Source organism: Proteus sp. PR00208 (assembly GCF_016238545.1).
Classification (GTDB): domain Bacteria; phylum Pseudomonadota; class Gammaproteobacteria; order Enterobacterales; family Enterobacteriaceae; genus Proteus.
The window spans coordinates 19,837-42,541 of sequence record NZ_JAEHQE010000024.1 but is presented as its reverse complement, the minus strand read 5'-3'; the positions used below and the strand labels follow the sequence as shown (position 1 = coordinate 42,541).

The following is a 22,705-nucleotide window of genomic DNA, read 5'->3' as shown; positions in this document are numbered from 1 at the left end:
CTTAATTAATTACAGGCTCCTTAGGGAGCCTGTCAGGAGTTCTACATGCAAAATTCAGAGAAATTGACCTTTGATGCGCCAAATTTACCCAAAGGGGGCGGTGCAGTCACAGGATTAACCGGCAATATGGGCGCCGTTGGCCCTGATGGTGCAGCCACTTTTAGCTTGCCGTTGCCCATTAGCCAAGGCCGTGGTTATGCCCCTTCTTTAGGCTTAACGTATCAAAATCAGGCCGGTAATGGCACGTTTGGTTTTGGTTGGTCTGTGGGGGTGATGTCGATTCGCCGTCGTACGACAAAAGGTGTACCAACTTATACTCAATTAGATGAGTTTGTTGGCGCTGATGGCGAAGTTATTGTGCCGATGATTAATAAAAAAGGCGAAATTGAAACAGCACAACGTAATGAGTTACTTGGCGTAAAACTCGCTCATCAATATCAAGTGACGACGTATCGTTCTCGTATTGAAAAAAGCTTTAGTCGTTTCGAATATTGGTCACTCAATGACAGCAAAGCACCAGCGAATACACCAACCCAATTTTGGGTAATGTATAGCGCAAATGGGGATGCACATTTATTTGGTTATGAAACCACAGCACAGATTGTAGATAGCCAAAACAGTGCGCATATCGCCCAATGGAACCTAAATGCTTCAGTTTCAGCAACAGGTGAACAAATTGAATATCACTATCGCCCTGAAGACGAACAAGGCTGCGATAAACAAGAAATTCAATCACATACCAATGCCAATACACAACGTTATTTAGATAAGGTTTATTACGGTAATTCTATCGGTGAGCGTGCTTTTTCATGTACGAAAACGGATAACACCTTACCTAACAATGCGTTATTTACGTTGGTGTTTGATTACGGTGAGCGCAGTAGTGCATTAGCAACTTATCCTCAGTGGCAGAGCAATTCAACATGGGCATTGCGTAAAGACTGCTTTTCACTTTTCCATTACGGTTTTGAAGTTCGTACTCGTCGTTTATGTCGCCAAGTGCTGATGTATCACCGTATTGAAAGTTTAGAAAAACAAACCGCACTAGCAGAAACTCCAGAATTGGTTGCCAGATTAACGCTCACTTACGATGAGTCAACATCAGGTACTGTTTTAGTTTCAGCACAACAATCAGCGTTTAATGACAATAAAGACACTCAATCGTTAGTGACATTACCGCCAGTAAAATTTGATTGGCAGAGGGTCGGTGCGACTCAACAAGCACAGTGGCAATCACTTGAGGAACTTGCATCATTTACGCCACAACAACCTTATCAATATGTCGATCTATTTGGCGAAGGGCTTGCGGGAGTACTTTATCAAGATAGCGGTGCTTGGTGGTATCGCGCACCGATTAGAAAAGAAGATAAGCAAAATCCTAATGCCATAACATGGGATAAAGCGAAAAAACTTCCTGTTATTCCGTCATTGCGAAATTCAGCCATGCTGACCGATGTCACGGGTGATGGAAAACTGGAATGGTTAGTCACACAAGGTGAGGTAAATGGCTATTACACCCAAGATGAAACAAAGGCAGAAAATTGGCTCAACTTTGTGCCACTTGATGCACTACCGATAGAATATTTTCATCCTAACGCTGAAATTACTTCATTAACAGGCAGTGGTTTTGCTGATTTAGCTTTAATTGGTCCTCGCAGTATTCGTCTTTATGCAGGCTCTGCGCAAGGCTGGAAAAAAAGCAAAGAGGTGATGCAAACAGAAGGGGTGACGTTGCCGATTAAATACGTTAATCGACGTACCTTAGTGGCATTTAGTGACGTGTTGGGTTCAGGTCAACAACATCTAATTAAAGTGGATTATCAAGGTGTAACCTGTTGGGTGCATTTAGGTGAGGGTAAATTTAGTTCACCTATTACTATTCCTGGTTTTTCTGCGGATCGTCTCAAATTTAATCCTAATCAACTCTATTTAGCGGATTTAGATGGTAGTGGCACAACGGATATTATTTACGCCCAATCGACCCACTTAGAAGTGTATTTTAACCAAAGTGGCAATCAATTTGTACGTGGTGATGATATCGCATTACCTAAAGATGTGCGTTTTGATAATCATTGCCAACTGCAAGTGGCGGATGTGCAAGGTCTTGGTGTGGCCAGTATTTTATTGACGAAATTGTATCCTGTACCACAGCATTGGGTGCTTTCGTTACAAAATAAAAAGCCGTGGTTATTAACGTCCATTAATAACAATATGGGGCTTATTCAGAATTTGCATTACCGTAGTTCGGCGCAATATTGGTTAGATGAAAAATCAACTCGCCAACAACAAAATGAAGCTAAAGCGGTTAGCCACTTACCTTTCGCGTTGCATACGCTTTGGAAAACTGAAACGGTGGATGAAATTACCCAAAGCCGTTTCACACAGACTCTAAATTATCGTCATGGTGTTTGGGATGGTAAAGAAAAAGAGTTTCGTGGTTTTGGCTGTGTTGAAGCCACTAATGCCGAGTTATTTAAAAGTGAAGAAAACACCACGGATAAAACGCCAAGTGTGTTAACGCGTCAGTGGTTTTTAACGGGTAAATCCTTAGTTGATAACCAGTTTTTTAATGAGTTTTGGCAAGGCGATAATGTGGCATTTCCTCACTTCTCACCACGCTTTACCCAAGATGAAGGGAGCGACGAAAAGGCGTGTGATAACACAGTGCGTCAAGAACACGCCTATTGGCTTGAGCGTGGACTGCAAGGTCAACTGTTCAGAAAAGAGGTCTATGGATTAGACAATATCGTTGTATCTGATGTGCCTTATACCGTTACGGAACAACGCCCGCAAGTGCGTTTAATTGAAGCGCAAGGGCGCTCACCCGTGGTGATGCCTTCAGTGGTGGAAAGTCGTACATACCATTATGAACGAATTGCAGCTGATCCGTCTTGTCATCAACAAATCACATTAGAGCAAGACGCCTATGGTGTTGTGACCAAAGCGGTTGCAATTGATTATCCAAGACGCGCTAAAGGTGCAAAAAATCCTTATCAGCATTATGAAAGCTTGCCTGAAACGTTATGGGCATCAAGTTATGATGAGCAACAACATACATTGCGTTTAGGTTTATCGCGTCAGACTTGCCATCATATTGTTCATCCTGAAAAACAGGTTTATCAGCTCGCGATCACCAACGCCAGTCGCCAAGATCGTTGGACATTCGGTGCGGAAAAACAGCCGAAAGAAGGCCTGAATGTCGAAGCCTTATTAGCGAGTAATAATTTGCTCACGCAAAAATCAGCTTCGGTATTTGCTGGGCAACAACAGCTTGCTTATCTGGATGCGAGTGGTAATGCGACATTAGCAGAACCCGATTTCCCTGTGCGTTTAGCGTATAGCGAAACCGCAGAATTAGACGAAGAAACCGCCAAAATCATTTCACAACCTTATCCAGATTTAAAACTGGATGAAGTGATGAAAAATGCGGGTTATCAGCAAAAAGATTACTTATTTGCAGACACATCAGAAAAAGGCAAAAAACTGTGGGTAAAACCGTTATTAGGTATCAAAGCCTATGGTTCATTAGCACAATTTTATAAGCCTTTAGTGTATAAAAAATCTGAGCTTTCTTGCGATTATATACTGTTATGGGATAAGCAATTCTGTGTGTTAATGGGGAAAGAGTCACCTTTAAATACACAAGATTTCCATCTTACTTATGATTGGCGTTTTTTATCACCTAACTCTATTACTGATGAAAACAAAAATATTCATCAGGTGACCTTTGATGGTTTTGGACGAGTCACTACAACCCGTTTTTCAGGCACTGAAAACGGTAAACAAAGTGGTTATAGCGATAAATCTTTTGTGATGCCAACGAATGTTGATGAAGCGTTAGCATTGACATCAACACTGCCTATTGCTTCTGGTTCTGTATATGTGACTGACAGTTGGATGTCAGCATCCTCAAAAATGCCACCTCACGCGCTGCAAATCATGACAGACCGTTATGACAGCGATCCACAACAGCAAATTCGCCAACAAATCGCCTTTAGCGATGGTTTGGGACGCCTACTGCAAACTTCTGTCAGAGTGGAAGCGGGTGAGTCCTTTTTGCGTAGTGAAAAAGGTGAGTTAGTGGTTGATCGTGCACAACAGGCACAACAAAAAAGTACCACAACACGTTGGGCAATTTCAGGTGAAACCGAATATGACAACAAAGGGAATGTAAAGCGCGTTTATCAGCCTTATTTTCTGAATGATTGGCGTTATGTTTCGGAAAGTTCATCTCAACCTAATCGTTTTGCGGATACCCATTATTACGATGCATTAGGTCATTTATATCAAGTGATTACTGCAAAACAATATCGCCGTCATACGATAATGACGCCGTGGTTTGTGGTTCAGGAAGATGAAAATGACACCTTAGTGTAGGTTATTTATTACGCGGATTAATTAACAATGTCGTTTAATCCGCTCTATTTAGGAATTTTATTATGCTGGTAGCAATCCCATCTGAAAGCGATGCGCTGGCTTGGATGATTATCGGTGGATTTTCAGCCTGGGGAGGTATCGTGAGGTATTTAATGGAAATTAGACAAAAACAAATTAAGTGGTCTTGGTGTGGCATTGGTAGCCAGATCGTGATTTCAGTGTTTACAGGATTATTAGGCGGATTATTAAGTTTTGAAAGTGGTGCAAGTCGCTATATGTCTTACATGATTGCAGGGCTTTTTGGATCAATGGGGAGCACGACGTTGATTTGGCTATGGAATCGTATTTTTGGCATGAATAACCTTAAGGAGCCTAAATGAATACCTATACATTAAGTCAACGTAGCCAAAACAACCTAAACGACGTACATCAAGATTTAGTCCGCGTTGTTTATCTGGCTCTGACATTCAGTGAGTATGATTTTGTCGTTATTGAAGGTGTGCGTTCATTGATTCGACAAAAAGAGTTAATGAAAGAAGGTAAAAGCAAAACGCTCAATAGTCGTCATTTAACTGGGCATGCAGTGGATATTGTTCCGTTAGTGAATGGTGTTATTCCTTGGCAAGATTGGTCAGCGTTTGGATCAGTAGCAAAAGCGATGAAGAAAGCTGCTGAACAATTAGGTATTTCAATTAATTGGGGAGGTGATTGGGTGTCGTTTCGTGATGGGCCTCATTACGAGCTTTGTCGAGAGGTATACCCATGAATATTGCCGCTTTTTTACGCCTAGGCGTGAAAGGCGGGGTGTTGCTGATTATTGTCGTCACATTGTTGGTGATCCGTTATCAACACAATCGAATTAATCAGTTATCGGAACAAAATAGTCAGCTTGAATATCAGCAACGCACACTGCAATTACAGTTATTGCAGTGGCATGAACAAGCAGAAAAAGTCTCTGAAACACTCACGCACCAACAAGAGGAACAACGTTATTTAGAGGAAGAAAATCATGTTATACGCCAAGAGCTACGCCAACTTATGGCACATACGCCTTGTGCTAATGAGTCTGTGCCTAGTGCTGTTATCCAGCTGCAACAAAGCACCATCAACCATCGTGGAAGTGCCCAATAAGTTTGTACCAACACACTTACTACAGCCGTGTTCTGCGCCATTTTTTAATGTGCAAGTGTGGGGAGATTATCCCGATTATGTAGCGCGGTTATTGTTGATATTAGAGAAATGTAATACTGATAAAAAAGCGATCGCAGAAATATTAGCAACCAAAAGTCAGTTCAGTGCTTACGAGCTAATTTATAAAAGAAAGCAAATTAAGGAATTAAAAAGATGTTAAACCAACAATTATACACAAGAACCCCAACCGTGGTGGTGCTTGATAATCGCGGATCAACAATCCGTGAAATTAATTATTGCCGTCATCCTGACACAATTAATAAAACCGATGAGCGTATTACGCGTCACCATTATCATGCGCGCGGTTATTTAGAACGCAGTATTGATGCAAGATTGTATAAAACACAACAATCAGACGCCTCTATTCAACCCAATATTCAGCAAACAATCAGTTTAGGTGGCGCATTGTCACTTTCACAAGGTGTTGATAATGGCAATCACGTTAATCTCAATGATATTGAAGGCACTGTTGCACAACAGATTAATGGTAAAGGTACTGTTACAACTTATGAATATTCAGATCAACGCTTTGAGCGCTATTTAGAACAAGTCAAAGAAGGAACACTGGGTGAAAGCAGTATTGCCGTAGTACAAAAATTTAAATGGGGACAAGGATCAGATGAAGGTATCGCACAAAATCAGGTAGGAAAATGTATTGAACATTATGATACCGCAGGAAAAAAAACAGTCGATAGCTTTTCATTATTAGGAGCTGTGTTATCCGAAACGCAACAATTATATTACGGTAGTTATATTAACTGGGATTCAAATAATGAAGAAGCGAGTATTGAGCGAGCTGAAAAATTTACCACTCAATATACTTATGATGCAACAGGGGCGGTATTAGAAGAGACGGATGCAAGGGGGAATAAACGCCGTATCGCCTATGATATTGCAGGCTTTGTTAAGCAATCTTGGTTGACCTTAAAAGGGCAATCTGAACAAACTATTTTGCGTTCACTTTCTTATTCAGCAGCGGGGCAAAAACTGCGTGAAGAGAACGGTAATGGATTAGTTACCACTTATGAATACGAGCCTGAAACCCAACGTTTGTTGCATGTCAAAACCCAGCGTCCTCAAGGGCATGTTTTGGGTGCGAAGATCATGCAAGATCTGCGTTATGAGTACGATCCTGTCGGCAATATTATTTGTCTGAAAAATGATGCTGAAGCGACTCGCTACTGGCGTAATCAGAAAATCGTGCCTGAAAATCGTTATGTGTATGACTCTCTGTATCAATTAGTGAGTGCAACAGGTCGTGAATCTGCCAATCAGCAAACACCCGCATCTATGCAATCTCAAACTATTACCACGTTAGTGAAAGATGCACAAAGCTATACCAATTATACCCGTTTATACGCTTATGACAGAGGTGGTAATTTAACGCAAATTCGCCATAACTCCGCTATTGCGCAACAAAATTTTACCCAAGATATTACCGTATCTAATAAAACTAATCGCGCCTTATTAAAGTCACAGTGTTCAGAACCTCAAAACGTAGATAGCTATTTTGATGAGAGTGGTAATTTAATCAAGCTGTTAAATGGCGATGCCATTATTTGGGATAGCCGTAATCATCTGAAAGCGACAAATGATATCAGTGAAGGTGGACACTTTTATGAAGGGGAAACCTATCAATATAACAGTGCGAGCCAACGTATGACGAAAATACGTGGGCGTAAAACTGCTAACGGTCATTTAGAAATAGTCACTACTCACTATTTACCGCATATTGAAATATGGGAAGTGAATGATAATCCTGTGACGGAAAAATATGCGGTAGTGAGCGTTAAGGCGGGTACTAGTGCAAAAGTCAGAGCATTGTGTTGGGAGATTGGTACACCGAAAGGAATTGAAAATAATTCACTGCGTTATAGCTATGATGACGGTGTGGGTAACTGTGGATTAGAAACCGATGGTCAAGGGCAATTAGTCAGTTATGAGGAGTATTACCCTTATGGGGGAACTGCGATTTGGTCTAGCGAAAATGCAGTGGAGGCTGATTACAAAACCATTCGTTATTCAGGTAAAGAAAAAGACTCTACAGGCATGTATTACTACGGTTATCGTTATTATCAGCCGTGGATTGGCCGTTGGTTAAGTGCTGATCCGGCAGGTACGATTGATGGGCTTAATTTATACCGCATGGTGCGTAATAACCCGGTGACTTTGCATGATCCTGATGGGCGGGAGCCAATTCCACTAGCACCGCCTATGGCACCACCAGCACCGCCTATGGCACCACCAGCACCGCCTATGGCGCCACCCGCACCGCCACCAATAATGGGAGGTGCTCTATTAGCTCCATCCGCATCTGGTAATATGCCACCACCATTTCCATCAGCACAGCCTCAAGCTGTAGGTAAAAAGAAATGGGAAATTAAAGCAGATCCAGCTTTATGGAAACAGCAAGGTGGGGAATATCCTTATTATTCGTCATTTACGATTACATTACAGAAATTAGGTATTGAGCACTTTGGCAATATTAGTGATATGGATACATTTGTAAAAACATGGGCTGAAATAGGTCAAAATATGAAGCCTGCTGCCAGAGAGATCGACCATGATAAAGCGACTGAAGTGCAAAAAATATTAGGGAAGATTGATACTGAATGGTCAGGATATAAAAAAGCAACGGTAAGTGAAACATTTAGGGGAGATACGCCCATTGTATCAAATAGTTACCCATGGCTTTCTAGTTTTATAAAAGAGTCAGAGGGAAAAGAAGAAGCAATATCCAAAGAGATGAATTTAGATATTAAATCTTCATTGATAATGTCGACAGCAAAAGATCCTAAAATGGGCTATGTGTCAGGTAAAAGCATTATGTGGCATTTTAATCTTGATGAAGGACATGCTGGTGTTTCAGTCGGGTTATATGCATCTGAAGGTGAAGTAACATTCCCTCTTTATAACAAGATGAAAATTACTTCATTGCAATATTTACCAGAAGGAAGTTCTTATATGAATAACCCAGAAAGGTTTGGTACATCTCATCGTTATATTATTAACGCTAATATGCTTCCAAGAGGCTAATCTACCATAGTGTGTTTTAAAATTTGTCAGGGCAACATGTATATATTGCTCTGACAGTTTTAAGGCTATCTTAATGAAGGTTGATAAATTATAATGATCAAAATATGGTTGAATACTTATTTTATTTATATTTTGTTTTGAGGATTTGTTTTTATTTCCATAATAAATTGTATATCTAATAAATATTAAATAACAGTGTTAGTCCCATTTTAATATTAAATTAAATCGCGATATTGCTCACAGTTCTTAATAAATGGATATTCAATTATCTATTTTCGACTAATATCTAATGTGATTGATGCAATCATTATATTTAAAAACATTTATTAATAATTATTGAGGCTTTATTATGAAGAAAAATAAGCTTATGGTATTTACTGCAACATTATTATTATCATCAGCGGGTTTTATCTCAACGGCATTAGCCGATGTGACGCTAAAACATGGTTATATAGATAAGCCACCTAGCAGAGCTTTTCTTTGTTCATCCAAAGGCAACAACGTAAATAAAAACTGTGGCGATATACAATATGAGCCACAATCTGTTGAAGGCCCTAAGGGATTTCCTGAGACGGGGCCTAAAGATGGCGAAATTGCGAGTGGAGGAAAAGCTAAATTTTCTCAATTAAATCAACAAAGTGCCGACCGTTGGCATAAAGTTGATATAAAAAGCGGAGAATATACCTTTAAATGGACATTAACAGCCCCACATAGTACCGCTTCATGGCGGTTTTTTATTACTAAACCGGAGTGGGATGTCAATAAACCGCTTACTCGAGATGATTTTGATTTAACCCCTTTTTGTCAGCGATTTGATAATGGAACAGTACCAATGAAAACAGTAGAATTAAACTGCAATATACCAAAAAGAACGGGGTATCAAGTTATTTTAGGAGTTTGGGATATTGCAGATACAGGGAATGCATTTTATCAAGTGATTGATGCTGAATTTAAAGAGTAATCAATTTAACTTAATGTAAATAATTATTTAATATCAATAATAGTATTATTTTTAATACTATTTATTTTCAAATATAAATAAATTCTCAATCTAAATTTTAAATTTAGATTAGAGCTCATATTTTTTATTAAATAAAAAAATAACTATTTATTATCGTTATTCAATTAATAGCGCCTTAACATAGGCGCTATTTTCATTAAATCGACTAGAAATCCACCTCTCACAATGTTATTTTCTATGCTATATCTATAATTATTTAGCTTAAAACCAACATCATTAAGGTGCGATTATGGAAATCTATTTAGATACAGCGGATATCGACGAAGTCAGAAAACTCTCTCAAGTTCTTCCTATTGCGGGTGTGACCACCAATCCTTCCATTATTGCTAAATCCGCACAAAATATTGAAACCCTATTACCTGAATTAAAAGCCGCTATGGGCGGTAAAGGTCGTCTATTTGCGCAGGTTATTGCCAGTGATGTGGACACCATGATTGAAGAAGCATTGCATCTTGGGAATATTGCCGATAATACCGTGATTAAAATACCGGTTACTGAAGCGGGTTTAGTTGCCATTAAACAATTAAAGCAAAAAAATATGCTGGTATTAGGTACGGCGATTTACAGTGTTTCTCAAGGTTTAATGGCGGCATTAGCAGGCGCTGACTATATTGCGCCTTATGTACATAGAATGGATAGACAAGGTTCTGATGGGGTCAGAGTGGTAAAAGAATTACAAACGCTGATTACCATGCATAATTTACCCACAAAAATCCTAGCCGCGAGTTTTAAAACACCACGTCAAGTGGTCGATTGTTTATTAGCAGGGGCTTCTTCGGTGACATTACCGATTGAGCTTGCTTACTCAATTATCCGTTCACCTGTGGTTGACGATGCTGTGAATAGATTTGCTGACGATTGGCAAACTGCATTTGATCGTCGTTCTTTATAATCAAATTAATAATATGAGATTAAGTGCTATATCGCTATATGGCACTTAATTTATCGATTTTTGCGTATGTAGATATTTATCTTCACTTTTACTAATGTATTAATAACTAGGTTAATATAGCTTAAAATAAACGATTATTGATTTACATCTAATAATAAGCCACCTTTCTGGCAATCTAAATTTAGATCTATTACTATAATGTTAGTCTATAAATGGATTATTAATATAATCTATTTATTTTTTGTTTTGTTGTTAAAAATATCTTTTATATCAATAGGTTATTGTTGGTTGCTTGAGGTGTTTTTTATATTTTAATATTTAATTAATTTTTTGTTTTTACTCGGTTTAATTGTTATTACTTTTGCTTTAATAACAAAATAATAAATTGTGACAGGTGTGTTAATTAAAGAGTTTGGTTGTTAAAAAATAAACTAATATTATATTGATGGGGTAGTTAACTTACCTATATTAACAGGGAAAACCGATACTCCGCGGTGCAATGATAATTAACATATTCAGTTATTATCTTTATTTAGCGATAAATAAAACTTTATTTGTGATACTGGAGTAAATATGTGTGAAGAATACATGAATAAACCACTCTATCTGTCAATTGCTGATTGGGTTCAAGAGCAAGAGCGCTGGGTAAGTGCAAAAGAGATTGCGAAAAAATTCGATATTCCTCAATGCAATGCGATTAATATCGTTTCTTACATTCTTTCTGATGTAAAAGAAATTGAATGTGAAACAAAAAGCGTGCCTAATCAGCTTGAAGGCAGAGGTTGCCAATGCCAACGTATGATCAAAGTGAGTCATATCGATCCTCAGCTTTATTCTCGCATAAAAGGACATATTCAAGGCAAAAGCAGTCAAAGTTCACCTGAAAAATTGGCAACGATGATCCCTCATGGATTAAATCATGAGCAAAAATGGCAATGGATGTTGTCGAAATCGCAACGTCGCTAATCTGAGAAATTAAGTTTTACTCAAAAAATCGAATAAATTCGACAGGCGTTAATGACGCCTGTCGTCATTTATTACTGACCTTTCGGTTTAACGTCTGTTGTGCCACGTAAACGTGGGCGATTAGGTTCAGGCGCCGTTAAAGGTGTTGTTTCTACCAAGCTTTGGCGACAACGTACCGCTAAATCTTGGTATTCACGGGTGTTCATCCGTTTCCACTCCATATCTTGATCAGTAATATCACGCACATGTTTTGCAGGGCTTCCTATTAACATTTGTCGCGGTTGTCCTTTAAAACCCGCTTTTACAAAGCTCATGGCGGCAACAATACTTTCTTCACCAATGACGGCACCATCCATAATCACGCTATTCATACCGACTAAACTGTCACGCCCGATAATACAACTGTGAAGGATTGCACCATGCCCAATGTGTCCATTTTCTCTCACAATGGTGTCCATATCGGTATAACCGTGCATGATACAACCGTCTTGAAGGTTTGCGCCTGCTTCAACAATCAAGCGTCCATAGTCTCCCCTTAGTGAAGCTAGAGGGCCGATATAAACGCCAGCACCAATAATCACATCACCAATTAATACAGCAGATGGATGAACATAAGCTGTTGGATGAACCACAGGAACAAGACCTTCAAACGCGTAGATACTCATCAGTTTTCCTCATTGTTGTATTATCGAGATTAACAATAATTACCGTCCTTTCCATTCAGGTGTGCGTTTTTCAGCAAAGGCAAGAGGCCCTTCTGTGGCATCTTCTGAATGTAAAACACTTGGGTAATGTTTTAATACGCCACTGCGCATTAATTTGTAGCCCTCTTCAATAGAAAGCTCGCTGGTGGCACGATAAATCTCTTTTAAAGCCGCTACAGCCAATGGGGCGCTATTAGCGATTTGATCGGCGAGTTCGCGTGCGCTATCCATTAATTCAGCAGAACTGACAACACGGTTTGCAATACCCCAACGAAGTGCTTCATCTGCATTCATACGACGACCTGTCATTAGCATTTCGTTGACGATAGCAGGCGGTAAACGTTTTGGTAAACGCAGGACTCCACCACTATCAGGGACAATGCCCAATTGAGCTTCTGGTAAGGCAAAAGAAGCATTGTCTGAACAAACCATCATGTCAGCGGCGAGCGCTAATTCAAAGCCACCACCAAAAGCATAGCCGTTAACGGCCGCAATGACGGGTTTATTGAGATCAAAAAGCTCGGTTAAACCCGCAAAACCACCCGCACCAAAGTCTGCATCAGGCGCTTCACCTTCTGCGGCAGCTTTTAAATCCCAACCTGCGGAGAAAAAGCGTTCGCCCGCGCCCGTAATAATGGCAACACGTAAGCTTGGATCATCTCGAAAACGCAGAAAAACTTCACCCATTTCATGGCTGGTTTTTGCATCAATAGCGTTTGCTTTTGGTCTATCTAATACAATTTCAAGTACTGAACCACGCGTTGTTAGGTGTAATGATTGGCTCATGTTGTATTCCTTTTCGTCATCAAAAATAAGCATTTATGATTGAGGTTATTGGGTGATTGTTAAAACCGACCTATGGCTTATTTCAAATGCTTTTTGATCACCTTTCCTGAGCAATTACGCGGCAAACCCTCTTTAAACTCAACCGCGGAGGGAACTTTAAATTTCGCCATATTTTGCTCACAGAAATGGAAGAATTCTTCTTCACTCAAGGTTTCACCTTCAACGAGCACCACAAAAGCTTTAATGGCTTCATCACGAATATCATCAGGTACACCAATAACCGCCACATCTTGAATTTTGGGATGTGAACTAATGATGTTTTCAATCTCAACACAAGAGACGTTTTCGCCTCCACGTTTGATCATGTTGCAACTGCGATCAACGAAATAGAAAAAACCTTCATCGTCTCGGTAACCATAATCACCAGTATGTAACCAACCTTCAGGCTCTAATGCTTTAGCTGTAGCATCAGGTCGGTTGTAATACTCTTTGAATAAGGTTTTCCCAGGTTCGCCTTTTACGCAGATCTCACCCACAACGCCATCAGGCACTTCGTTGTTTTGTTTGTCTCTGATTTGAGCTTGATAGCAAAAACCAGGTCTACCGATTGACGGCCAGCGGCGTTTATCGCCAGGTCTATCACCGATTAAACCAACAATAGTTTCTGTCATGCCGTAAGAGGTGAGTAATCGCACGTTAAAGCGTTCAATAAAGGCGTCTTTCTCTTCATCTGCGAGATTGAGATAGAACATCACTTCGCGTAATTTGTGTTGCTTTTCTTCTGATGAAACGGGCTGTGCCATTAAGGTTCTCATCATCATTGGAATGCACTCTGTTACTGTTGCTTGATACTTAAGGATCTGCTTCCAAAAGGCTCTTGCACTGTATTTTTCGAGTAAAACAAAGGTGGCACCCACAGAAAAAGCAGGGAGTGATGCCGTGCATTGGCAATCAATATGAAATGCTGGCATCACGGTAAGATAAATATCGTCTTCCCGTAATGCGTTTTGCCATGATGAGTAATAACCCGCAAAGCGTAAGTTATAGTGCGTGATAACCACACCTTTAGGTTGCGATGTGGTGCCCGATGTGAAAAGAATTTCAGCAGTATCATCCACACTTAATGGGGTGTGATGATTAAGCGTAACAGGATGTTTGGCTTTTTCTTTTAAAAAATCTACAACCCCTTTTTCAGTAGATATCGCATTTTCAGAAATTAAAAACAGCTGCGTTAAAGGGTTTTGTTCATCCTGCAACATAGGTTGGTAAATCGGATAGAAATGATCACGAGTGACCACGTAATGGGCTTGGCAGTGATTGATTATCCATGCGCTCTCTTCATACATAAAGCGCGCATTAATGGGCACCATTACAGCACCAATTTTTGCCAGCCCAAACCAGCAAAAGAAAAATTCAGGGCAGTTATCAAGATGTAAGGCAACATGGTCGCCTTTTTTTATGCCACCAGCATGGAAAAGATTTGCGGTTCTATTGATCTCTTCATTTAATTCACTGTAGCTAAATTGTCTCACGAGTCCTTGTGCGGATTCAAAAATTAGCGCTGTTTTTGTGCCATAAACCTCTGCCAAATCATCCCACATTTGACGTAAGTTTTGTTTGCCAATCACATCCATTAAACTGTTATCCCATACTTTTGCCGTGAATTCAGACACGATTTGAAAGGAGTGCTGTGTCTGAATTTTACGGTGTTACTTTACGATTTTAGCCAGCCCTTTATCGACCAGCCCCCTGATTTGTTCGTCGCTATAACCGATGTTTTTCAAGATAGCGTCAGTGTCCATGCCGTGAGATGGCATACCACGCCAGATTTTTCCCGGATTATTTTTGAATTTCGGCATCACATTTGGCCCTTTGCAGGTTTCGCCATTCATGGTTTGCCATTGGGTAATAGACTCACGTGCGACATATTGCGGGTTGTCTTCAAGCTCAGGAATAGTCAGCACTTTAGCGCTGGCAATATTGAGTTCAGACAGGCGTTGCAGCACGTCAGTAATCGGTTGTTTTGCCAACCATTCATCTAACTTATCTTCGAATAATTGACCATGAGGGCAATTAATACGGTGAATAAGTTGAGTGCCTTCTGGAACTTCTGGTGTACCCAGTAGATGAGCAAGGCCGATATCTTTGAAGATCTCTTCAATTTGAGTAATACCCACCACTTCCATCACGATAAAACCATCTTGGCAACGGTAAAGCCCACAGCCTGCGTAGTACGGATCTTTCCCTTTGGTCATACGAGGACAGATTTCGCCACCATTGAAATAATCCATCATGAAGTATTGCCCCATACGCAACATGACTTCATACATGGCGATATCAATACTTTCGCCTTTGCCTGTTTGTTGAACTTTATACAGTGCAGCTAAAGCGGAAGTGGTTGCGGTCATTCCTGAGAAATAATCTGCGGTATAAGGGAAAGCAGGCATTGGCTGATCTTTGTCACCGTTTTGGATCAAGTAGCCACTGAATGCCTGAGCAATAGTGTTATAAGCGGGTAAGTTGGTGTATTGCGGATCGCCATATTGGCCAAAGCCCGATAAATGCGCGATAACTAATTTAGGATTATGCTCCCATAAAACTTCATCGGTAATACCACGACGTGCAAAGGCAGGGCCTTTACTGGCTTCAATAAAGATGTCGGTGGTTTCCATTAATTTTAGGAATGCATCACGACCTTCGTCTTTAAAGATATTTAACGATAGTGCATGTAAATTACGGCGAGAAAGTTGAGGGTAGTGAGGTTGAACGCGAATGGTATCAGCCCATGCAACGTTTTCAATCCAAATCACTTCAGCTCCCCATTCTGCGAACATTTGTCCTGCGAATGGCCCTGCAATTTCAATTCCTGAAAACACAACACGAACCCCTGAAAGTGGGCCGAATTGTGGCATTGGTAAATGTTCTGTCATAGCGTCACCTCGTAAGTGGTCTGAGTGAAAACTCTCTCACCGAGTGATGAGAGAGTTATTCGTGATTAATTAGCGATACTGTTTAAGTACTGAACGTCCTAATGTCAGGATCTGCATTTCATCAGAACCCCCAGACACACGATCAACACGAAGGTCACGCCAGAAACGAGAAATACGGTGCTCGCCAGCAATACCAACACCACCAAGCACTTGCATTGCGCTATCAACCACTTCAAATGCCGCATTTGCGCAGAAGTATTTACACATTGCAGCATCACCAGAAGTGATTAAGTTGTTGTCACTCTTCCATGCAGTTTCATATAACATGTTGCGCATTGAATTGAGTTTGATCGCCATATGAGCGAATTTTTCTTGAATAAGTTGGAAACGACCGATAGCTTCACCAAATTGCACACGTTGGTTGGCATAACGAGCGGCATCTTCAAATGCACACATTGCTGTACCGTAGTTAGTGAGTGCCACTAAGAAACGCTCGTGATCGAACTCTTCTTTAACACGGTTAAAGCCGTTACCTTCGCGGCCAAACATATCTTTTTCTTCAAGCTCAACGTTATCAAACGTGATTTCACAGCAGCTATCCATACGTAAACCCAGTTTTTCCAACTTGTTTACTTTGATACCCGGCTTACTCATATCCACAAACCATTCGGTGAAGATAGGTTTATCAGGTGATGCTGCGTCACGGCTCATCACGACAACATAAGGGGTGTATGCACTACTGGTGATAAAGCATTTGCTACCATTAAGGTAAACTTTGCCATCTTTACGGGTATAAGTCGTTTGTAAGCTACCGACATCTGAACCTGCGCCCGGCTCTGTAATTGCAGAGTTCCACATCTGTTTACCTGTACCGCGGAACGCCATAATTTTATCGATTTGCTCTTGTGTGCCTTCACGCAATACAGTGTTAAAACCACCTGGTAATTGATAAAGCACGTAAGTTGGCGCACCTAAACGACCTAACTCCATCCAAATAGCCGCAACAGTGACAAAACCCGCATTTAATCCACCGTGCTCTTCAGGGATAAGCAGATTGTCGATTTCCATATCCGCTAAGGCTTTGACAAAACGCTCTGGGTATTTACTTTCGCGATCACACTCGGCGAAATAAGCTTCCCAGTTTTCACTGGCCATTAATTCGCGGACACCGTCAACAAACAGTTCCTGCTCATCATTCAATCTAAAATCCATGTTAATAACCTCTTAATGTGTCATTCTTTGCGTATAGCGGATCAGTCTTTCCAATGTACTTTGGCATCTTTAATAAAGGACAAGGTGACCATGATATTGACGAAAAATAGTGGGCATCCTCCAGCAATAATGGCGGTTTGAATTGGTTTTAAACCACCAAGTGCTAATAGAATGATGCCGATAACACCAACCAGCACAGACCAGCCGATGCGTACTAATAAAGGTGGCTCAGAGCCTTCTTTCATTGAGCGGCAAGTGGACATTGCCAGTGTGTAAGAACAGGCGTTAATTAAGGTGACAGTGGCAATAAAGCAGAGGATAAAGAAGCCCCACATTGTCGCTGTGCTTAGTGGTAATGCTGCCCATGTTTCGATAATGGCGCGTGGAACACCGTATTGTTCAATCAGTTGTGGAATGTTGAGAATGTTTTGGTCAATCAGTTGTAAGGTGTTACCACCAAGGATTGTCCAAATTAACCAAGTCCCTGCGGTTAAACCGGAAACCATCCCTAAACACAATTCACGAACAGTACGACCTTTAGAAATACGGGCTAAGAAGATACTCATTTGAATGGCGTAGATAACCCACCAAGCCCAATAGAAAACGGTCCAGCCTTGAGGGAATCCGCCTTTGCCGATAGGGTCTGTATAGAACAGCATCCGAGGCATATACATCATCAATGTACCGACAGAATCGGTGAAGTAATTGACGATAAAGCTCGCACCACCGACGATAAACACCCAACCCAACATTAAGAAGCTCAGGTAAGTACGAATATCACTAGCGATTTTCACCCCTTTTTGCAGACCGAATGCCACGCAAATTGCATTTAATAAGATCCAGCAAGAGATAATAATGGCGTCTAATTGCAAGGTATGAGGAATACCAAATAAGTATTGAATACATTCAGTAACTAACGGTGTTGCTAAACCAAGGCTAGTACCCATTGCCAGAATTAACGCAACGAGATAGAAGTTATCAATGATAGTACCCACAATACCATTAACGTGTTTTTCACCGATTAATGGAGTTAAGGTACTACTTGGGCGGATAACTTCCATTTTGCGAACAAAGAAGAAGTAAGCGAAGGCAACAGAAAGGAAACTATAAGTTGCCCAAGGTAAAGGACCCCAGTGGAACAAACTATAAGCTAGACCAATTTCTTTTGCTTGAGTTGAGTAAGCTTCCATTCCAAAAGGAGGGCTTGAAATGTAGTAGTATATTTCAATCGAACCCCAGAAGAGGACGGCTGCGGATGTACAAGACGCAAACATCATAAAGATCCAGCTTGCGGTACTAAATTCTGGCTTATCGTCCCCAAGACGTTTATTGGCATAACGTCCAAAGACTAACCAAAACCAACCCCCGAACATAATGACCATATACCATTCGAAGGCCCAACCCCAGACATTGGTAACATAGCTGAATACGGCGTTAATCACTTCATTTGAAGCATCAAGATCACGTACCGTTAACCAACATAAAATACCAACAATGATTAATGGTGGAAAAAAAACCTTCGGTTCTATTCCAGCCTTTTTATTATCTTTGCTCATAGGTAAATTTTCCAAATATATTTAGCGCAGAAGTTTAAGTAGTGTTAATTCCTAATATCTAATAAAGCATTTGAGTTTAATTCTATCTATTTCGTCTATTGAGTTTTCATCATAATAGAAAAATAAAGTGATTGGCTAATCCATAAATCCATTAATGATAAAGAATGATGGATATTATAAGAAATCTATTCTGTTATTCACTTCACACTATTCTTTTTGTCGATTTTATGTTACGTTTTATAACGTTTTATTTTCATTGTAACTTATTGATAGTTATCGCTATCAGCTTGTATGTAATAGGGTTGTTATATTCTGTCTTTCAATATTGTTGATCTCGGTGGCAATATTGAACGTTAAATAACGTTATGCTTATTACCTTCAATATTGTTGATCAAAGTAGCAATATTGAAAGTTATTCACTTCAATTAAAACTAATTTCAATATTGGTGATGTATTTGGCAATATTGAAACCTATCGATTCATTATTTAATAATGTTCAATATTGGTGACCTAGGTTTAATTTTTTAAACACTTAATTGTGTTAATTCTATATTACATTGCCAGAGTAAATGACATTATTTATTAATTTCAGGAGATGTAATGAATATTATTACATGTTACAAGAGTGTTCCCGATGAGCAGGATATTACGGTAAATAGCGCAGACAGTTCGCTGGATTTTTCTCGTGCTAACACCAAAATCAGCCAATATGATTTAAATGCGATTGAAGCCGCTAATCAGCTTAAAACTCAACTTGAGGGCATTCAAATCACGGCAATGAGTGTTGGTGGTAAATCACTGACAAATGCGAAAGCACGCAAAGACGTTCTTTCTCGTGGTGCTGACGATTTAGTGGTTGTAGTTGATGACCAATTTGAAGCCTCTCTGCCTTATCAAACGGCGGTTGCACTGGCTGCGGCTGCGGCTAAAAAAGGTTATGACTTAATTCTTTGTGGTGATGGATCTGCGGATCTAAGTTCACAACAAGTTAGCTTGCTGGTGGGTGAAATCCTAAATATCCCAGCAATAAATGGTATTAACAAAATTGTTTCTCTTTCTAATGATTCAATTACGGTCGAGCGTGAATTAGAAAATGAAATCGAAACACTGACAATTCCATTACCTGCTGTTATTGCGGTATCTACCGATATTAACACTCCTCAAATTCCTTCGATGAAAGCCATTCTTGGCGCCGCCAAGAAACCTGTTCAGCAATGGAGTGTTGCCGATCTTGGTCTGGGTGCGATTACTGCACGTTCAGAACAAAAAGTGGCTGCGCCGAAACAGAAAGTTCGTCAACGCATCATTATTGAAGGTGATGGCGATGAGCAGATTGCTGAGTTGGCAGAACATTTACGTAAAATTCTTAAGTAATAGGGGGAGTTATGAGCCAGTTTTCAACTGTTTGGGTATTTAGTGATGCACTTTCCCGTTTACCAGAATTAATGGGTGGCGCTTCTTCATTAGGACAATCTATCAATGTATTTACATTGAATGATGAGCAAAGCGTTGCTGCCTTTAAATTAGGTGCAACAGCCGTTTTCCAATTAGAAGGCAAACCTGACGATCGCATTATTGAAGACTATGCACAAAGCATGGTTGAAACCATCAAACAGAAAGGCGATGCAGGTTTAGTGCTACTGCCTAACACGCGCCGTGGCAAATTATTAGCCGCTCGCTTAGGTCATCGCTTAGAGGCGGTTGTGTCTAATGATGCACAATCTTTAAAAGCAGACGGTGATTCTCTTGTGACAAAACATATGGTTTACGGTGGTCTTGCCTTTGGTGATGAAACCCTGAAAACCCCTTACTGTGTTGTAACTGCAAGCGTGGGTGCTTTTGATGTTGCACCCGAAACTGACGCTACAGGTGATGCACAAAAAGTCGCATGGATTGCCCCAGCTCAAACCATCGTTCGCAATTCAGTTCAACCACGCGCAATCAATGCCGTTGATTTAGACAAAGCACGTTTTGTTGTCAGCGTGGGTCGCGGTATCGGCAGCAAAGAAAATATCGCTATTGCAGAAGAACTCGCTAAAGCCATTGGTGCTGAAATCGCCTGTTCTCGTCCTGTTGCTGAAAATGAGAAGTGGATGGAACACGAGCGTTATGTCGGTATTTCCAATCTGATGCTGAAACCTGAACTCTATTTAGCTGCGGGTATTTCAGGGCAAATTCAACATATGGTCGGCGCTAATGGCGCTCAAATCATTGTTGCTATTAATAAAGACAAAAATGCACCTATCTTCCAATTCGCTGACTACGGTATTGTCGGTGACTTAATGAAGGTTCTACCTGCATTAACTCGTCAATTATCTAACTGATTTATTTAAGCAGGGAGGGGAACTTCTCTGCTGTTTATCGCAAATTCTGGAGATGTTATGTCCGATTCCGAAGATATTTTCGATGCCATTATTGTTGGCGCAGGATTAGCAGGATCTGTGGCGGCTCTTGTTTTAGCAAGAGAAGGCGCACAAGTATTGCTAATAGAAAGAGGTAACTACGCTGGCGGGAAAAATGTAACCGGTGGGCGTATGTATGCACATACCCTTGAGCGCATCATTCCTGAGTTTGCGCAAGAAGCGCCTGTTGAACGCGTGATCACTCATGAAAAATTGTCATTTATGACGCAAACAGGCGCAATGACGATTGATTACCAAAATGCTGAAGGGAATAACCCAAAAACGGCCTCTTGGTCTGTATTACGGGGTGAGTTTGACCAATGGCTAATGGAGCAAGCCGAAAACGCGGGTGCGCAATGTATCACAGGCATTCGTGTTGATAAGTTAGTTGAGCGTGATGGCAAAATTGTTGGCGTTGAAGCCGATGGTGATGTGTTAGAAGCTAAAGCGGTGATCCTTGCTGATGGTGTGAATTCCATCTTGGCTGAACAACTAGGCATGACCAAACGTGTTGCGGCCGAAAATGTCGCGGTAGGCGTAAAAGAGATTATCGAACTCCCTGAAAGTGTGATTAAAGACCGCTTCAACCTAAAAGATAATGAAGGTGCAGCTTGGTTATTTGCGGGTTCGCCTACCGATGGATTAATGGGGGGCGGTTTTTTATATACCAATAAAACCACGCTTTCTTTAGGTCTGGTGTGTGGGCTTCACCATATTAAAGACGCTAAAAAGTCGGTACCACAAATGCTAGAAGATTTTAAACAGCATCCCGTTGTCGCACCGCTGATTGAAGGCGGAAAAATGGTGGAATACGGTGCGCACGTTGTTCCTGAAGCTGGGTTAAGAATGCAACACGAATTAGTACGTGATGGCGTATTGATTGCTGGTGATGCAGCAGGGATGTGTATGAACCTTGGCTTTACTATTCGTGGCATGGATTTAGCGATGGCCTCCGGCGAAGCTGCTGCAAAAACCGTGCTATCGGCAATGGAGAAAAATGATTTTAGCAAACAAACGCTAAATGAATATCTCAAGCATTTAGAAGATGGTCCTTTACGCGATATGAAAGCCTATCAGCGTATGCCTGATTTACTTGATAACCCTCGTATGTTCACCGCTTATCCTGAAATGGTCGTTGGTATTGCCAAAGATCTCTTTACTGTTACGGGTGAAGCGCCAGTACCTATGCGTAAAACCCTAATGCGTCATACCAAAAAGGTCGGCTGGATGAACCTAATCAAAGATGGGATCAAAGGAGCAAAAGCAATATGAGTTCTCCCGTAAATGTCGATGTCAAATTAGGCATCAATAAATTTAATGTCGATGAGGAAAATCCACATATCGTCGTCAAAGAGCAACCCGATATGCAGGTGCTAGAAACCTTAGTTAAAGCCTGCCCTGCGGGTCTTTATAAAAAACAAGAAGATGGCACTATCAGTTTTGATTATGCTGGTTGTTTAGAATGTGGAACTTGTCGAATTCTCGGTTTAGACAGTGCGCTTGAAAAATGGGAATACCCACGCGGTACATTTGGCGTGGAATATCGTTACGGATGACGGCTCGCTACTTTTCTCCCAGTGCTGTCTCCGGCCTGGGAGCTTTTCTTTCTTTGTTTTATTTAGAAAAAATACC

At 40.7% G+C, this 22,705-nt stretch carries 19 protein-coding genes; 13 read left to right on the top strand and 6 right to left on the bottom strand.

Translation table 11 applies throughout. The features are described 5' to 3' along the window. Nucleotides 1–45: 45 nt before the first annotated feature. The 9 genes from JEP36_RS15190 (at nt 46) to caiF (ending at nt 11,483) form a co-directional block, all read left to right on the top strand. Nucleotides 46–4,377 (top strand): SpvB/TcaC N-terminal domain-containing protein, encoded by a 4,332-nt coding sequence (locus JEP36_RS15190; protein WP_198630419.1) that lies wholly within the window; start codon nt 46–48, stop codon nt 4,375–4,377. A gap of 62 nt (nt 4,378–4,439) precedes the next feature. Then, the gene (locus JEP36_RS15185) at nt 4,440–4,757 is read left to right on the top strand and encodes a phage holin family protein (protein WP_109373279.1); all 318 of its coding nucleotides are present in this window, start codon (nt 4,440–4,442) and stop codon (nt 4,755–4,757) included. Beyond that, nucleotides 4,754–5,143 (top strand): M15 family metallopeptidase, encoded by a 390-nt coding sequence (locus JEP36_RS15180; RefSeq protein ID WP_198630418.1) that lies wholly within the window; start codon nt 4,754–4,756, stop codon nt 5,141–5,143. The genes JEP36_RS15185 and JEP36_RS15180 overlap by 4 nt, the downstream gene beginning before the upstream one ends. Next, entirely contained in the window at nt 5,140–5,508 is a 369-nt protein-coding gene (locus JEP36_RS15175) for a hypothetical protein (RefSeq protein WP_198630417.1), read from the top strand. The genes JEP36_RS15180 and JEP36_RS15175 overlap by 4 nt, the downstream gene beginning before the upstream one ends. Further along, nucleotides 5,438–5,728 (top strand): Rz1-like lysis system protein LysC, encoded by a 291-nt coding sequence (gene lysC / locus JEP36_RS17955; RefSeq protein ID WP_442958771.1) that lies wholly within the window; start codon nt 5,438–5,440, stop codon nt 5,726–5,728. The genes JEP36_RS15175 and lysC overlap by 71 nt, the downstream gene beginning before the upstream one ends. After that, on the top strand, nt 5,722–8,604 hold the full coding sequence (locus tag JEP36_RS15170) for an RHS repeat domain-containing protein (protein WP_198630416.1): 2,883 nt from the start codon (nt 5,722–5,724) through the stop codon (nt 8,602–8,604). The genes lysC and JEP36_RS15170 overlap by 7 nt, the downstream gene beginning before the upstream one ends. Nucleotides 8,605–8,953: 349 nt before the next feature. Beyond that, nucleotides 8,954–9,565: a lytic polysaccharide monooxygenase gene (locus JEP36_RS15165; RefSeq protein ID WP_198620547.1), complete on the top strand. Its 612-nt coding sequence runs from the start codon at nt 8,954–8,956 to the stop codon at nt 9,563–9,565. Between the two features lie 289 nt (nt 9,566–9,854). Continuing rightward, complete coding sequence (fsa, locus tag JEP36_RS15160) at nt 9,855–10,517, top strand: fructose-6-phosphate aldolase (protein ID WP_109373285.1); 663 nt, start codon at nt 9,855–9,857, stop codon at nt 10,515–10,517. Between the two features lie 573 nt (nt 10,518–11,090). Next, nucleotides 11,091–11,483 (top strand): carnitine metabolism transcriptional regulator CaiF, encoded by a 393-nt coding sequence (caiF, locus tag JEP36_RS15155; protein ID WP_100158920.1) that lies wholly within the window; start codon nt 11,091–11,093, stop codon nt 11,481–11,483. A gap of 71 nt (nt 11,484–11,554) precedes the next feature. Here the strand turns inward: caiF and caiE are convergent, their stop codons facing one another. The 6 genes from caiE to caiT form a co-directional block, all read right to left on the bottom strand. Beyond that, nucleotides 11,555–12,148: a carnitine operon protein CaiE gene (caiE, locus tag JEP36_RS15150; RefSeq protein ID WP_198630415.1), complete on the bottom strand. Its 594-nt coding sequence runs from the start codon at nt 12,146–12,148 to the stop codon at nt 11,555–11,557. Between the two features lie 39 nt (nt 12,149–12,187). Continuing rightward, entirely contained in the window at nt 12,188–12,973 is a 786-nt protein-coding gene (gene caiD / locus JEP36_RS15145; protein WP_198620545.1) for a crotonobetainyl-CoA hydratase, read from the bottom strand. Between the two features lie 77 nt (nt 12,974–13,050). Then, nucleotides 13,051–14,607 (bottom strand): crotonobetaine/carnitine-CoA ligase, encoded by a 1,557-nt coding sequence (gene caiC / locus JEP36_RS15140; RefSeq protein ID WP_198620625.1) that lies wholly within the window; start codon nt 14,605–14,607, stop codon nt 13,051–13,053. A 75-nt stretch (nt 14,608–14,682) separates the two neighbouring features. Further along, complete coding sequence (gene caiB / locus JEP36_RS15135) at nt 14,683–15,903, bottom strand: L-carnitine CoA-transferase (RefSeq protein WP_198620544.1); 1,221 nt, start codon at nt 15,901–15,903, stop codon at nt 14,683–14,685. A 69-nt stretch (nt 15,904–15,972) separates the two neighbouring features. After that, the gene (caiA, locus tag JEP36_RS15130; RefSeq protein ID WP_099074590.1) at nt 15,973–17,115 is read right to left on the bottom strand and encodes a crotonobetainyl-CoA dehydrogenase; all 1,143 of its coding nucleotides are present in this window, start codon (nt 17,113–17,115) and stop codon (nt 15,973–15,975) included. 41 nt (nt 17,116–17,156) lie between these two features. Next, nucleotides 17,157–18,671 (bottom strand): L-carnitine/gamma-butyrobetaine antiporter, encoded by a 1,515-nt coding sequence (gene caiT / locus JEP36_RS15125; RefSeq protein ID WP_196532892.1) that lies wholly within the window; start codon nt 18,669–18,671, stop codon nt 17,157–17,159. Nucleotides 18,672–19,271: 600 nt separating this feature from the next. Between caiT and fixA the strand changes: the two genes are divergently transcribed. Genes fixA through fixX form a run of 4 tightly spaced genes read left to right on the top strand, consistent with a single transcriptional unit; the run spans nt 19,272 to nt 22,629 of the window. Further along, the gene (gene fixA, locus JEP36_RS15120) at nt 19,272–20,045 is read left to right on the top strand and encodes a putative electron transfer flavoprotein FixA (protein ID WP_198626453.1); all 774 of its coding nucleotides are present in this window, start codon (nt 19,272–19,274) and stop codon (nt 20,043–20,045) included. Between the two features lie 11 nt (nt 20,046–20,056). Next, on the top strand, nt 20,057–20,995 hold the full coding sequence (locus JEP36_RS15115; RefSeq protein WP_198630414.1) for an FAD-binding protein: 939 nt from the start codon (nt 20,057–20,059) through the stop codon (nt 20,993–20,995). Between the two features lie 57 nt (nt 20,996–21,052). Next, nucleotides 21,053–22,345 (top strand): FAD-dependent oxidoreductase FixC, encoded by a 1,293-nt coding sequence (fixC, locus tag JEP36_RS15110; RefSeq protein WP_198620541.1) that lies wholly within the window; start codon nt 21,053–21,055, stop codon nt 22,343–22,345. Beyond that, nucleotides 22,342–22,629, top strand: coding sequence for a ferredoxin-like protein FixX (fixX, locus tag JEP36_RS15105; protein WP_023582978.1), 288 nt, complete (start codon nt 22,342–22,344; stop codon nt 22,627–22,629). The genes fixC and fixX overlap by 4 nt, the downstream gene beginning before the upstream one ends. The last annotated feature ends 76 nt before the right edge of the window (nt 22,630–22,705 follow it).

Bases quoted from the DNA above. Each gene is read 5' to 3' on its own strand.
- JEP36_RS15190 (WP_198630419.1), top strand. From the start codon at position 46: ATGCAAAATTCAGAGAAATTGACCTTTGATGCGCCAAATTTACCCAAA.
- JEP36_RS15185 (WP_109373279.1), top strand. From the start codon at position 4,440: ATGCTGGTAGCAATCCCATCTGAAAGCGATGCGCTGGCTTGGATGATT.
- JEP36_RS15180 (WP_198630418.1), top strand. From the start codon at position 4,754: ATGAATACCTATACATTAAGTCAACGTAGCCAAAACAACCTAAACGAC.
- JEP36_RS15175 (WP_198630417.1), top strand. From the start codon at position 5,140: ATGAATATTGCCGCTTTTTTACGCCTAGGCGTGAAAGGCGGGGTGTTG.
- lysC (WP_442958771.1), top strand. From the start codon at position 5,438: ATGAGTCTGTGCCTAGTGCTGTTATCCAGCTGCAACAAAGCACCATCA.
- JEP36_RS15170 (WP_198630416.1), top strand. From the start codon at position 5,722: ATGTTAAACCAACAATTATACACAAGAACCCCAACCGTGGTGGTGCTT.
- JEP36_RS15165 (WP_198620547.1), top strand. From the start codon at position 8,954: ATGAAGAAAAATAAGCTTATGGTATTTACTGCAACATTATTATTATCA.
- fsa (WP_109373285.1), top strand. From the start codon at position 9,855: ATGGAAATCTATTTAGATACAGCGGATATCGACGAAGTCAGAAAACTC.
- caiF (WP_100158920.1), top strand. From the start codon at position 11,091: ATGTGTGAAGAATACATGAATAAACCACTCTATCTGTCAATTGCTGAT.
- caiE (WP_198630415.1), bottom strand. From the start codon at position 12,148: ATGAGTATCTACGCGTTTGAAGGTCTTGTTCCTGTGGTTCATCCAACA.
- caiD (WP_198620545.1), bottom strand. From the start codon at position 12,973: ATGAGCCAATCATTACACCTAACAACGCGTGGTTCAGTACTTGAAATT.
- caiC (WP_198620625.1), bottom strand. From the start codon at position 14,607: ATGGATGTGATTGGCAAACAAAACTTACGTCAAATGTGGGATGATTTG.
- caiB (WP_198620544.1), bottom strand. From the start codon at position 15,903: ATGACAGAACATTTACCAATGCCACAATTCGGCCCACTTTCAGGGGTT.
- caiA (WP_099074590.1), bottom strand. From the start codon at position 17,115: ATGGATTTTAGATTGAATGATGAGCAGGAACTGTTTGTTGACGGTGTC.
- caiT (WP_196532892.1), bottom strand. From the start codon at position 18,671: ATGAGCAAAGATAATAAAAAGGCTGGAATAGAACCGAAGGTTTTTTTT.
- fixA (WP_198626453.1), top strand. From the start codon at position 19,272: ATGAATATTATTACATGTTACAAGAGTGTTCCCGATGAGCAGGATATT.
- JEP36_RS15115 (WP_198630414.1), top strand. From the start codon at position 20,057: ATGAGCCAGTTTTCAACTGTTTGGGTATTTAGTGATGCACTTTCCCGT.
- fixC (WP_198620541.1), top strand. From the start codon at position 21,053: ATGTCCGATTCCGAAGATATTTTCGATGCCATTATTGTTGGCGCAGGA.
- fixX (WP_023582978.1), top strand. From the start codon at position 22,342: ATGAGTTCTCCCGTAAATGTCGATGTCAAATTAGGCATCAATAAATTT.